Raw genomic sequence first — 13,172 nt, 5'->3', positions numbered from 1 at the left:
CCGGTGGCGAAGCCGCAGACCCGCTCGTACGCGGCCAGCCGCGCGAGGTCGACGCGCAGGCCGGGCAGGACGAGGCGGGTGCGCGGGAACTCCGCTGCTCTTCGCGCGGCGACGTCGGGCAGTACGGATGGGACCGGGCGGTGGCTGCCCGGTCCCATCGCCCCATACTGCATCGCGGAGCCGGGTTCAGGAAACGGTCAGGTAGATCTTGCGCACGGTTTCGATGGTCTTCCAGACCCCGACGTAGCCCGGCTTCATGACAAAGCTGTCCCCTGCCTTGTAGACCACCGGCTCACCACCTTCCGGCGTGAGTTCGATGACGCCGGACAGGATGTGGCAAAACTCGAAGAGCTCGCCCTTGATCGAGTGCGTCTCGCCGGGCGTGGCTTCCCAGACGCCCGTTTTGATCGTTTCCCCGCGGGCGGAGTCCTGAGCCCAGGTCCTGTACGTCGGGTTGCCGGAAATCAGACGTTCCGGCAGCGGGCCGGACTCCTGGGGTGCGAAGGAGGGGTTGGGATCAATGGTCTTCAGGAGCGACATGCTTTTCCTCCAGTGGATCTGACAACGACGAAATTCGGGAGCGGACATACCGGGCGTCACCGGGCCGAGTTCGACCAGACTCATCGCGCATCTCGGAGCAGGACCTGACGGCTGCCGCCACGATCTCGCGTGCGGTGGACCGATATGTCCGGGTGGGTGGACACCAGGCCGGTACAGCTCTCGAAAACGGCGACCACGCGGGTACGAACTTCGACACGAAGGGTCGGACGATCGGCTCGAAGGCGTTGAGGTGGTGCTGTCCGTCCTCCGCCGCCATGGTGGTGGTGACGGCGTGCCGATGGCCGAAGGCGACCTGATGGGCGGCCTCGGCAAGCACCGGATTGACCGTGCCGGGCATGATGCTGGGACCGGCCTGCACCGGCGGCGTTGAGCGTGCGACTGCTCCGGCCCATCGAGTATTTCTGACGCCCCGCACGGAGCCCACGCGTGATCTGTCCGTTGCGGGCACGATGTTCGGACGTTGTGTCAGGCGTGCGGCTGGGGGCGGCATTGAGGGCCCCGATCGGTCCAAGGAGTTGCTGAAAGCTCCGCCGTATGCGAACTCGCTCATCCCGACCGGGAGCAGCCCGTCGGCGGTCCGCATCCAGTGGCGGGAGCCGACGGTCATGCGGAAAACGGGATCAGCGTCGGGTCTGCCCAAGGCACTCCTCTGACGACGTTGACAGCCGAGACCCCTATGGTCGACAATCGACCAAATAATGGTCGACAATCGACCGGGGATTCTGCTCCACACCTGGAGGACCAGTGGGATTCGATGTAAAGCCCAAGTTCGTGACGTTCGACATGAACGGAACGCTGATCAAGTTCAGCATCAACGACACGATGCGTGAGGTCCTGGGCGACCGACTGCCGGCCGAGGTCGCCGATGACTTCCTGCGGATCTGCAAGGCGTACCGGATCGACGAGTGCACGGGCGCGTACCAGCCGTTCCACCAGGTCGTCGCTCGTTCCATGGAGCGCGCCTCTCGCAAGGTCGGCCTGGAGTACCGCGAGGACGACGCGCGGGCGGTGTACGACCGCATCCCCACCTGGGGCCCGCACCCCGGTGTCACCGAGGCGCTGAACCGGCTGGCCGAGGAGGTCCCACTGGTCATCATCACGAACAGCGACACCGCGCACGCCGTGCGCCTCGCGGAGAACCTCAAGGCTCCGTTCGAGGTCGTCATCAGCGCCGAGGAGATGGGCGTCTACAAGCCACGGCTTCGCGCTTTCGAGTACATGTTCGACAAGCTCGGCGTGACCCCCGACGAGCTGGTGCACGTCTCCGCGAGCCCGATGTATGACCTGCGCTCCGCGGCGATCATGGGCATCAAGAACAAGGTGTACGTCGACCGCGGCTGGGAGCACGACGAGCACTGGCTGGGCTACGAGCGGATCACCGACATCGCCGACCTCCCCGTCCTCTTCGGCCTCCCGCGTCCCTGACGCCTGAGCGGAGAACTGAGGACTGGAGCCCCCCGTCCTCGCCGGCAACGCGGGACGGTGAGCCGCTGGGTGAAAGGGTTGTCGGCCGGGACGCGATCTGGACCGGGTCCGGATCGTACACATGCTGGTCCTGATGGCCCAGTACGCCGGACTTCGGTGAGCAGTCGAACGTCGCCAACGCGGCCAGTGAACTGCTCATCGAGGTGCTGAGCGAGAACGGACGGCACGCCCGCACCGCGATCGGTGTCGCCGGGCTCCCCCCAACACTCCTGTCGAGACCCAGATGCTGCACGGCGGTGTAGCGGCGAACCAATGATGAGGAATGCATCTGGGAACCGGCTCCAACAGGCACTCGGCACCCTCGTTGAGCGAATGACGCCCCGGCGCCGTTCGTGCCGGCCGACGTGATGCAGGACGACAGCGACCGTATGCAGGGCTTCGCCGCACCGTCCTCTTCCTCGCATCGTCGAAGTCCTCGAACACCAGCGGGACAACCCTCCCCGTCGACGGCGGCTGCACCGCCTTTCAGTACCGGCCCACGCGGTTCCCAGAGACAGATGAAGGACACACCATGAACGCCCTTGCGGCACCACCCCGAAACGGAGAGCTCGGCTTCTGGGTGGCCCAACTGGCCGACAAGAGGCCCTCGTTCCCCCGCTTCACCGGCCAGGACTCCGTCGACCTGGCCATTGTCGGCGGCGGCTACACCGGCCTGTGGGCGGCGTACTTCGCCAAGAAGCTCGAACCGTCCCTCTCGGTGGCCGTCTTCGAGGCCGAACAGGTGGGCTACGGCGCATCAGGACGCAACGGTGGCTGGCTCTCGGCCATGCCCCCGGGAAACCGTGCCACTTTCGCCCGCGCCGGGGGAGGGCTGGAAGCGAGCCGGGCGTTGCAGCAGGAATTCGTCGCCGGCGTCGACGCGGTCCTGGACATCCTCCGGGCCGAGGGCATCGATGCCGATCAGCACAAGGGTGGCGCGCTCGTCGCCGCCCACACTCGGGCGGGGTTGGGCCGGCTTGTCGCCAGGCGTGATGCCGACCTGAAGTACGGGCTGACCGACGACGAAGTCCGCATGCTCGACCGGGAGGAGTTCCGGAGCCGGATCAACATCTTCACCGTCCACGGCGGGCTCTTCTACAAGCACTGCGCGCGGTTCCACCCCGCGAAGCTCGTCTACGGCCTCGCCGACACCCTGACCTCCATGGGGGTCAGGATCTATGAGGGCAGCCGGGTGGGCAGTGTCGGGGGCAAGACTCTCACCCTGGCCGACGGACGTGTCATCGCGGCCAGGACGTTCATCTGCACCGAAGGCTATTCGGGACCGCTGCTCGGCAGCCGGACCCTGATCCCTGTCAATTCCTCGATGATCGTGACCAAGCCCCTGCCGGAGGAGGCATGGCAGCAGATCGGCTGGTACGGGCCGCAGTGCCTCAGCGACTCCGCGCACACCTTCATCTACGCCCAGCGGACGTCGGACGGCCGTATCGCCATGGGGGGCCGCGGTGTGCCCTACCGCTTCGGGTCCGGCACCGGAGGAGCCGGTACGACCGCCCAGTCCACCATTGACCTGATCTCGCAGAAGCTCAGTTCCTTCTTCCCGGGGATCCCCTTCGAGGTGGACCACGCGTGGTCGGGAGTCCTGGGCGTCACGCGCGACTGGAACGGCGGCGTGCACTGGGACCCGGCATCCGGGATCGGCTCGTCCACCGGCTACGCGGGACACGGTGTCACGTCGGCCTACGTCGGCGGCAGGACTCTCGTGGAGCTCGCCTTCGAGAGGGAAACCGAGCGGACCACTCTTCCCTGGGTCGGTTATTGGGCACAGAAGTGGGAAGCGGAACCCTTCCGCTGGCTGGGCGTTCACGCCATGTACCGGCTCTTCGGCATTGCCGACCGGTGGGAAGAGCGCAGAGGTTCCAGCAAGACCTCACTCCTGGCCAGATTCGGCAGCCGACTCGCCGGACTTCACGAGTAAACGAACAGGAAACTGCTCTCATGGACGCAAGACTCGCGGTCATCGGCTTGGGCAGCATCGGAAGCATGGCCTTGTGGCAGGCCTCCCGGCTGTCCGACTCGGTAGTGGGCTTCGAGGCCGCCACCCCCGCACACGGCCGCAGTGCCGTGGGCGGGGACACCCGCCTGTTCCGCATGGTCTACCTCGGGAAACCCGACTACTACCCCATCATCGAGCGCTCCCGCAGCCTGTGGGCCGAGCTCGAAGCGGAAACCGGGCAGGAAATCCTCACGATTACCGGGGGCCTGTCCATCGGGACGGCGAACGGCAGCTTCCTCACCAGCCTCTTGGAGGCGACACGTATCACCGGAGCCGAGCGCTGCGTCCTCAGCCGGGAGGAGATGGCGGACCGCTACCCCCAGCACAACCTCCGCCCCGACGACTGCGCCATCTATGACCCCCGCGCCGGCGTTCTGCGCACCGACCGCGCCGTCAGCGCCGCCGTCGCGGCGGCCCAGGCCAACGGCGCCACCGTCCTGCAGAACACACCTGTCGACAGCATCACCGAAACCGACCACGGCGTGGTCGTCACCTCGGGCGACAGAACCTGGACGTTCGAGAAGGTCATCGTCGCCTCGGGCGGCTGGTCCCGGAGGCTCATGCCCGACCACCTCAAGGCTGTCACGGAAACCCATCGGATCGTCCTGACCTGGTTCATCGCCCAGGACGGCACGCAGTTCTCGCCGGAGAGCTTCCCCGTCTTCAGCCGGCTGTACGGCGATCGCTCCCTGTACGGCGCACCCGCCGTCGACGGCGTGACGGTCAAGGCCTCGGTGGACGGACCACTGGACGGACGCGGAAGGGAAACGCCCGACCCGGACTCCGTGCCCAGGGAACTCACCCCGCAAGAAGTCGAGAAGGTCACCGACATCGTCACCGAGTTCCTCCCCGGCCTGATCCCCAGCATCGTTCGCTCCGACGCCTTCCCCGACCTCTTCACCGAGGACAGGCATCCTCTCCTCGGCTGGCTGGACGAGAACAGCCGGGTCTACTGTGCCACCGGATTCTCCGGAAAGGGCTTCAAGATGGCGACCGGCTATGGCCACATCGCCGCACACGAGGTGCTGGGCAAGCAGGCCATCGAAGGCTTGGACTTCGTGCGTCCGGACCGGTTCAAGACCAGGTAGCCACCCACTTCCGCCGCCTCGGTGCAGGAGCGACGCCGGTATCGCCCTTCGGCTGACACTTGTTGCGGGTTTGATCTGTTGATAGTTGGTGTCGGACGTCCAAGACGGACGTGGCGTCGGGCCCGACGAACTCGGCCATCGGTGTGAGGATCTCGGACAGCGTGGTGTACGCGGTGGCCGGGTCGCCGGTACGCCCGGCCGCTCCGCGTGCGCGATCGCTTGGCGGAGCTTGCGGATCGCGCGCTTTTGGCCCCATCCCATGCCCGCACCGCGCGGCGCAGGGGCGGCGAAAACCTCGGTGGGCGCGGCCTGTGTGAGTCCATCGGCGCGGTGTTCGGCTGCTCGTCCTTCGTGAGCGACAGCGGCGACGGGGCTCGTTGCATCGTTCGCGGCGAGGGACGTGGTGCCGGTCGCCGCGACTCCCGCGCGTGGGACGGATGCTGTCGGCGGCGCGGAGATCGATGACCTTTCGCGGCCGGCTCGGCCGTTCCAGCGTGACCAGCTCTCCTGAGCGTTCAGAGTGCGACCGTGGCCGGTGCCCAACACCTCTGCGCAGTCCGCGGCCAGTTGCTGATAGAGCTGTGCGGCGCGGGCCGGGTCGCCGGCCGGCCCGGTCCGGTGTGCGGTGCCGTCACGGGCGGTGAGGGTGAGCTCGTCGGTGCCTCCGCGCAGCTGCTCGCAGTCGGCGGTCAGGACGGCGTACAGGTCCCGAGCCTCCTCGGGCCGGCCGTCGCATCCCGTGGCATAGGCCGCACCCTCCTGGGCAGTGAGGGTCAGTTCGTGGCCGTCGCCGAAGACACGGCCGCAGTGCTGCGCGAACGCCTCGAACAGACCGATCGCCTCGTGCGGCCGGGTGGCGTACGTCCAGTGCGCCTCTGCCAGTAGCGGTCGTCGAGTACCTCGGCGTCGTCCGGCCCCTGGATGCGAGCCCGGTCCTCGGCGAGGCGAGCGTACGCCGCAGCGGCCTCGGGAAACCGCCGCACGCCCGAGAGCATCGCGGCATGCGCGGGCCGGGCGCCGAAGGTGCCCGGCGCCTTGCGGTCCAGGCGTCGACTTCGCGGAACCCGGTCCTTCGCCACGGTCACACGCATCGTCGATCACCTGAGGCGGCCCTGTCTGCGCTCGTGACACGATCGCTACACGCACCATGGTTCCGCGTCCGGCTGGAGCCAAGCCGAACCTGGCCTGGCTCGTGAGCGTTGCCCATGCGGTCGTCGTCCTTCGCCGGCTGCAGCGCAGCAACTACGTCCTGGATTACGACTTCGGTGTTTCAGGGTGGCAGGGCGAGAGAGTCCCGGTGGGGAAGCCGTCGAGGACGTCGGGGCGGTACTGCAGCCCTTTGAGGCGATTGCGGGCGAGGGGCGAGTCGGTCGAGGGCGACGCTCACCGGGAGCCTCTCATGGGGAAGTTGCCGCGGTGTCGTCCCTGGGACAGGGGAAGGTGTGGGGAGTAGTACCCCACTTCGCGGGGTTCTGCCGGTCGGGCAGGACTCCGCAACTGAGCAGTGTGGCCGTGGTTCGTGGAAGGGCGGTACGCCTCCAGAGCGGACTGGAAGCGCATGACGCGGAAGTCGTCGAGGAACTCGTCGACATTCAGGTTGTCCAGGTCCAGCCGGTCGGCCACGACTCTCAGGGGGTGGGGCCGATCTGGAAGTCGACCAGAGTGCCGCAGGCGTCGAAGGTGCACCGCCAGGGCCGCCTCAGCAACGGCGGCTGCCAGCCGGGGCGGTGTGGGTGACCTGCGAGGGCTCGAGACAGTCATGCCACATTGTGAAACGTCGTGCTGGAATCTGGGCGTATAAGTTTCAGTTTGAAACTGGAATGAATGCTGTTAGGCTGCAGCTACACAGCGATGCGATCTGCGACCTGCGAGACAGAAGGTGAGCTGCTGATGACTTCGACGCTGAGTCGAGCGCTTGTCAATTACCCCAATCGGTTCGACCCCGCCGTACTCGGTGAACTGCCTGCGCGGTTGCGGTCCACCATCCAGCGGCGGAACAACGTGCTGGGTCCCGGCTACACCCTGATCTACCGGGAGCCGGTCGAGTTCGTCTCCGGTCGAGGTGCCCACCTGTTCGACCGGGACGGCAACGACTACCTCGACGCCTACAACAACGTGCCGTGCGTCGGCCACGCCCACCCGCACGTCGCCGAGGCCGTGTCCCGCCAGATGAGGGCGGTCAACACCAACACCCGCTACGTGCAGGAATCCCTCGTCGACTACGCCGAGCGCCTTGTCGCGACGTTCCCCGAAGAGCTGTCAAAGGTCACCTTCGCGTGCAGTGGGTCGGAGGCGAACGACCTGGCCATGCGCGTGGCCCGCTTCCACACGGGCGGCGAGGGAATCATCGTGACCCGCTGGGCCTACCACGGTCTTACCCGCGAAGTCGCGAGCTTCTCGCCGACGCTGGGCGCCGGGTCACCGCTGGGGCCGAACGTCCGGCTCATCGACGCTCCCGATCCGCGACGCGTCCCGGCCGGCTCGACGCTCGCCGAGTACATGCGTGCCCAGGTCCGCGGTGCGATCAACGACCTGGAGCGCCACGGGTACAAGCTCGCGGCGCTCATCACCGACTGCGCGCACTCCAGCGACGGCATCTTCACCGACCCCGTCGGTTACATGCGCGAAGTGGCCGAGGAGGTGCACGCCGCGGGCGGCTTGTACATCGCCGACGAGGTTCAGTCGGGCTTCGCCCGGCTCGGGGAAACGATGTGGGGGTTCAGCCGCCACGGGGTGGTGCCGGACATCGTCACGATGGGCAAGCCCATGGGTAACGGCCTGCCGATTTCCGGTGTGGTGTTCCGGCCCGAGGTGTGTGACGAGTTCGGCCAGAACGTGCGTTACTTCAACACCTTTGCCGGCAGTTCGATCCCGATCGCCGCCGGGGCCGCGGTACTGGACGTCTTCGAAGCGGAGAACGTGCAGCAGAGGGTCCTCGACAGCGGTAGGGCGCTTCGAGCCGGTCTTGAGGAGATCACCCGCCAGTCTCCCTACGTCGCGGAGGTCCGCGGCAGTGGTCTGTTCGTGGGCGTCGAGTTCGTGAAGGACCGGGAGTCGCTGGAACCCGACCGCGCCCGGGCCGAGCACGTCGTCAACGACATGCGTGAGCGTCGTATCCTCATCAGCGGGACCGGGGAGGCGGTCAATGTCCTCAAGATCCGGCCGCCGCTGGCCTTCGACTCGGCCGATGTGACGCGATTCCTCGAGACCTTCGCGGAGATCGCCAAGATCCGCCTGTAGCGGGCCGGCAGCCGAAGGGACCCGACGATGAGCACCTCACCTTCCGCAAGTATGGTCCAGCAGCTGTTCGAGGAGAGCGGTCTGGCATCGTCCCACGAGCCCATCGACACAGCGTTGGTGGACGAACTCCTCGCCCGGCATTACCGGCTGAGCGGAGATCTCGAGCGGCTGGCAACCGAGAAGGACGACACCTTCCGGCTCCGGATAGGGACGGGGACGGGGACGGGGACGGGGACGGGGACGGCCGATCATCTGGTCAAGTTGTCTCCTCCCGACGAGGCGGTAGCCGTCGTGGCTCTGCAGACGGCCGCGATGCGCCACCTCGAAGCCGAAGTCCCCCACCTCCCCATCCAGCGGGTCAAAGCGACCGCCGACGGCGGCGACAACGTACCGATCGAGACCAAGGACGGCAGAATCCGAGTCCTGCGGGTCTTCGACTTCATCGAAGGCGCCGTGCTGGCGCGAACGAACCCCGACGTCCAGCAGCTTGCCGAGGTGGGCAGGATGCTCGGGCGAGTGGACCTGGCGCTGCAGACATTCCGGCACCCGGCGGACGAACGCCGCCTTGTCTGGGACCTCAGCCACTTCCACTACCTGCGGGAGCTCGTCGAGTACACGCCCCATGCCACGTACCGTCGACTGGCTCATGAGGTCTTCCACCTCTTCGACGAGGCCATCGTGCCGAGGCTGGGCGAGCTGGAGACCCAGGTGATCCACGGCGACTACAGCCCCTACAACGTGGTCGTGGATCCCCGAGCGGACGGCTTCGTCACGGGGGTGATCGACTTCGGGGACAGCGTGCGCAGCGCCCTGATCTTCGATCCGGCCGTGTCGCTCGCGAACCTTCTCGGCCGGACGCCGTCGGATCCCTGGCATGACGCCTGCGCATTCGTCAGGGGATACGAGCAGGCACGGCCGATCAAGGACAGCGAGCTGCCCCTCCTGCCCGTTGCCGCCCTGGCACGCCTCACACTGCGCGCGCTGATCACCAACTGGCGCGCGGACCGGGTGCCGGAGCGCCGCGACTACCTGCTCGAGCACGCCAAGGACGACTGGGTCAACGTGGAGCGGGCCATGGCCGTTGCCAAGGAGGAGGTCGTCGACCGGATTCTGAATGCCCGCCACGACCACGCCTAGAAGGTTCCGGAGTCATGGCTGGCAGACGCCGGGTCGGCAGTCGTTGTGCATCGCAGGCGCCCCCCACCTCCGGGCCTGGAGCGAATACATCGGCCACTCGGGCATGGAGGTCCGATCGGAGGCAGCGAGGCAGACCCACGACATGATCGAGTACGTGGCCGCCACCGGAGACGGCCACGAGGTTCTGACCCAGGAGAGAAGGGGCCGTGTTGAAGCGACCTATAGCCTCGCTAAGGTCATGAGGTGAGCAGCAGCAACCCCACACCACGCGACTACAACAAGGCGAGCGTCCTTGAAGTGGTCCTGTCGCGTGCACCATTGACCCGGAACAAACTCATCGAACTCACGGGACTGAGCAAGGCGACCGTGTCGAGGGCGGTCGAGGAACTGCGCGCCGACGGTTTCATCGTGGATGGGGGAGTTGATGCTGTCATCGGGCGTGGCCGCAGGTCGACGTACCTTGATGTGCCCCCGACAACGGGCCACATCGTGGGTGTCAGTTTCGGCGTTGTGACCACTTGTGTGCTGGTGACTGATCTACGCGGCCGTGAGATCGAGCACGTGATCGTGCCGACGGTGGAGCACCGCGACGCCTCCGCTGCCGGTGCGTGGCTGGTCGACCTGATCGAGCAGACCAGCGCAACCGCACGAGGTCCACTGCGCCAGGTCGTCGCAGCTCTGCCCGCCTGGGTCCGGGGCGGCACCGAGGTCTTTCGTCCCGCCGACCCGATGAAGATCTTCGCCGGCGGAGGTCTCCACCGAACCGTCGAGGACCTCGTCGGTGCTCCAGTGACCTTCGACAGTGACGCGAACGCGTCCCTGCTGGGGGTGCTCGCGGACGACGCGAGCATCAGGAACGCCGCTCTGTTCAGCGTCAGCAGCATCCTCAATTTCGCCACCTGCACGGATCACGAACTGGCTCGAGGACGCACTCCTGCGTTCGGCGACTTCGGTGTTCTTTCCTCCGGTGTCGACGACCAGACCCTCGACGGGCTGCTGAGTACCAGAGGGCTTCTCAGGTTCGCTCGTGAACACGGGCTGGACCTCCAAAGCGTTGAGGACCTGTGGCAGGCGCCGCAGGACAATCGAGCGCGCACGGAGGTGGTCGATGCGTTCACCACGGCGATCACCACGGGCGTGAACGTCGTCGCCGTGACACTCGATCCCGAGTCCGTCTACTTCGTCGGCCGCCTGCGCCCCCTCGTGGAAGAGGTGCTCCCCGAGGTACGAAAGCGACTCGAGCGGACCTTGCCGACCGTCCCGCGGATCACGACCATCGCCCAGGTACTGGGACTCTCGACAGCACGCGGTGCGGTGACCGCGGGCCTGGCCATGACGCACAACCGCCTCCGGGACGTGCTGCTCAGGGCACGCACTCAGGGCCCGCAGCAGGAGCAATCCGCGCCGGCGTTCTGAGCGCGACGCCTGGCGGCGTCGCATAACACCAGGACGCGGACATCTTTGCGACGAAGCCCGGGGCGATGGAGGCCTTCCAGGTCGTTGCGGTCTGCCAGGAGACCTTGCCCTCGCGCAGGATACGGCGCAACGTCTACCGGCTGGGCCTGGGCACGACATGAAGGTCGACGAGGTGGTCGGTGAGCTTGGCCAGGCTCCAGGTGGCGAAGCCGGTGATGCCCCGCTCCATTTTCGGTCCAGCGCACCGCGCGCTCAGGCAACTCCGGCGGGTACTTCCTCCGGGCAGGCATCGTCAGGGCTCCTCTCATGAGACCCATCTGACCTGCCGTCACCCCTCCCCGCCATCTCGGGGGAACTTCAGGCTGCCGAGACCGCTGGGCCATGTGTCATGCGCGGGCCGGTTCGTCCTTCCGGCTCCGCTTGGCCCGTAGGACATCGAGCACTGTGAGCGCCACGTGTAGTTCCGTGCGGTGTTCGCCGGACTCTAGATCGCAGTCGAGTATCCGCTCGATACTGCGCAGACGTTGGTACACGGTCTCGCGGGACAGACCGCCAGAGCGGGCTGCCAGGGTCTTGTTGCCTGCCGCGTCAAGGTAGTGGCGCAAGGTCGTCAGCAAGTCCGTCCCATGGCGGGCATCGTGGTCGAGGAGTCGGCCGAGTTGGCGCTCGGTGAAGTCCTGTATCCGGGTGTCTTCCCGAAGCGCGAAGAGCAGGCGGCGCAGGCCGATGTCGGATGGTTCGTGGTAGGAGCGTCCCGGCGGGTACGGCTGGCCGGGCTCGGTGGCTTCGGCGACTCGGGTCGCCTCGTGGAAGGATCGGGCGACACCGAAGAGGTCTGTCGCCTCGCTGCCTGTGCTGACGGTTGTCCCTGGCACCGACTCGAGTACGGTGCGGCTCACGTGTTCGACTACGGATGAGCAGGGCTGGCCGCGGCGCAGGAATAGGAGGATGCCGAGGCGCGTGGGGCCGAGCACGCCGACGAGGGCCTGCGTCCCTTTCCTCCTCAGCTCTTCGGAGAGGAGTGTCTCGCCCTTCGTCGCGTCGGCCTCCTGAGGGAATTCCGCGAGTACGGCCATGAAGCTGCAGTCCTTGGTGGGCAGACCCAGCGCGGCGACCCGGGCATCGGCGTCCGTAGGAGAGCGGTGACGCTGTCCGACGAGGTCGCGCAAGAGGTTGCGGTGTGCCGTGCGTTCCCAGGACACGGAATGGATGACGCGGGCGATGGTGAGGGTCATCGCAGCTCTCTCCAGGACGGTCACAGCCGCGGGACCGAATGTAGAGGGGGTGGTCTGGCCCAGCAGGGAGGGCAGCATGACCACCCGGCCCCAGCGTTCGCCCTGGTACTCCACGGATGTAACGAGCCAGCCGCCGGGTCCGGACACGGATGTGTGGCCGGCGGGAGGTGTCGCTCGTGAGCGCCGTTCCCAGTCGCTGAGCGCCACCTCGACTGTGCCTCCGGAGGGCTCGCAGATCAGAGCCTGGTGGACCAGGTTCTCCAGCACGACCGTGTGGCCGCTCATCCCAGCGGCGGCGCGTACGACCTCCTCGGGCCCAGCGCCGCGCAGGGTGAGGGCGGTGAACGCCTCGTGAATGCGCTGGGTCCGGCGCATCTCCTCGGCCTGGTTACCGAGGATGAGAGCGTGGACGACCTGCGTGACCTCCAGGAAGTTGACGTCCTTGGCCAGGGTCACGAGGGGGAGGCCACGGGCCTCGCAGGCATGGACCAGGGCGTCGGGCGGGCGGTGGTAACGGCGGACCAGTTCGATGACAAGGGCCGCCGCGCCGATGTCGGCGAGTTCGTCCACGTAGCGGCGTACGCCGGCCGGCTCCTCGGGCAGGGGCATGCCGGTGGTCAGGACGAGCTCGCCGCCCTTGAGGAAAGAGGCAGGGTCGGTCAGCTCGGTGATGTGGACCCAGCGCACCGGGCGGTCCAGCCGGGCCACTCCGGTGACGACCTGTGGCTGCCCGGCGGACAGGACGGGAAGGGCCAGAACGTCGGCCAAGGTGAGCGGATGGCCGACGGTGTCCATGTCCGGGCCCGGCAACGAGGCGTCAAGACCGTCGGTGACGGGCCTTGGAGCCGTGTGGTGCTTCTCGCTCATGGGTCCTCCCTGGGTGCTCCGCCACCCTGACAAGCGACGCTGACCTGCGCAAGAGCTCTGAGAGGGCCGCTGCGAGCAGGGCGAGCGGGGCATGGGGCCCGGTGCGGTTGACACAACGTCCAGATACCGCGGCGCGGTCGGACGAATCGA

General features: G+C 67.2%; 10 protein-coding genes. 8 read left to right on the top strand and 2 right to left on the bottom strand.

Features of this window, described 5'->3' with window-relative positions; all coding sequences use genetic code 11:
* Positions 1-186: 186 nt before the first annotated feature.
* Entirely contained in the window at positions 187-624 is a 438-nt protein-coding gene (locus ABZZ74_RS37835) for a cupin domain-containing protein (protein WP_356772888.1), read from the bottom strand.
* A 166-nt stretch (positions 625-790) separates the two neighbouring features.
* Between ABZZ74_RS37835 and ABZZ74_RS37830 the strand changes: the two genes are divergently transcribed.
* From ABZZ74_RS37830 to ABZZ74_RS37795, 8 genes are all read left to right on the top strand, one after another.
* Positions 791-931: a hypothetical protein gene (locus ABZZ74_RS37830; protein WP_356772886.1), complete on the top strand. Its 141-nt coding sequence runs from the start codon at positions 791-793 to the stop codon at positions 929-931.
* 374 nt (positions 932-1,305) lie between these two features.
* Positions 1,306-1,986, top strand: coding sequence for a haloacid dehalogenase type II (locus tag ABZZ74_RS37825; protein WP_356772884.1), 681 nt, complete (start codon positions 1,306-1,308; stop codon positions 1,984-1,986).
* 571 nt (positions 1,987-2,557) lie between these two features.
* A complete protein-coding gene (locus ABZZ74_RS37820; protein WP_356772882.1) occupies positions 2,558-3,961 on the top strand; it encodes an FAD-dependent oxidoreductase in 1,404 nt (467 codons plus the stop codon).
* Positions 3,962-3,981: 20 nt separating this feature from the next.
* Positions 3,982-5,127: an N-methyl-L-tryptophan oxidase gene (gene solA / locus ABZZ74_RS37815; protein ID WP_356772880.1), complete on the top strand. Its 1,146-nt coding sequence runs from the start codon at positions 3,982-3,984 to the stop codon at positions 5,125-5,127.
* 528 nt (positions 5,128-5,655) lie between these two features.
* On the top strand, positions 5,656-6,012 hold the full coding sequence (locus tag ABZZ74_RS37810; RefSeq protein WP_356772878.1) for a hypothetical protein: 357 nt from the start codon (positions 5,656-5,658) through the stop codon (positions 6,010-6,012).
* A 1,005-nt stretch (positions 6,013-7,017) separates the two neighbouring features.
* A complete protein-coding gene (locus ABZZ74_RS37805) occupies positions 7,018-8,367 on the top strand; it encodes an aspartate aminotransferase family protein (RefSeq protein WP_356772876.1) in 1,350 nt (449 codons plus the stop codon).
* A 27-nt stretch (positions 8,368-8,394) separates the two neighbouring features.
* Entirely contained in the window at positions 8,395-9,504 is a 1,110-nt protein-coding gene (locus ABZZ74_RS37800) for a phosphotransferase (RefSeq protein ID WP_356772874.1), read from the top strand.
* A gap of 243 nt (positions 9,505-9,747) precedes the next feature.
* Positions 9,748-10,920, top strand: a complete 1,173-nt coding sequence (locus ABZZ74_RS37795) for an ROK family protein (RefSeq protein WP_356772872.1) — start codon at positions 9,748-9,750, stop codon at positions 10,918-10,920.
* A 386-nt stretch (positions 10,921-11,306) separates the two neighbouring features.
* Here the strand turns inward: ABZZ74_RS37795 and ABZZ74_RS37790 are convergent, their stop codons facing one another.
* Complete coding sequence (locus tag ABZZ74_RS37790) at positions 11,307-13,022, bottom strand: PucR family transcriptional regulator ligand-binding domain-containing protein (protein ID WP_356772870.1); 1,716 nt, start codon at positions 13,020-13,022, stop codon at positions 11,307-11,309.
* Positions 13,023-13,172 lie beyond the last annotated feature (150 nt).

This window comes from Streptomyces sp. NPDC006476 (assembly GCF_040612015.1).
Classification (GTDB): domain Bacteria; phylum Actinomycetota; class Actinomycetes; order Streptomycetales; family Streptomycetaceae; genus Streptomyces; species Streptomyces griseorubiginosus_B.
Note: the sequence above shows the minus strand (reverse complement) of the source record. Positions and strands in the feature narration are given on the sequence as shown.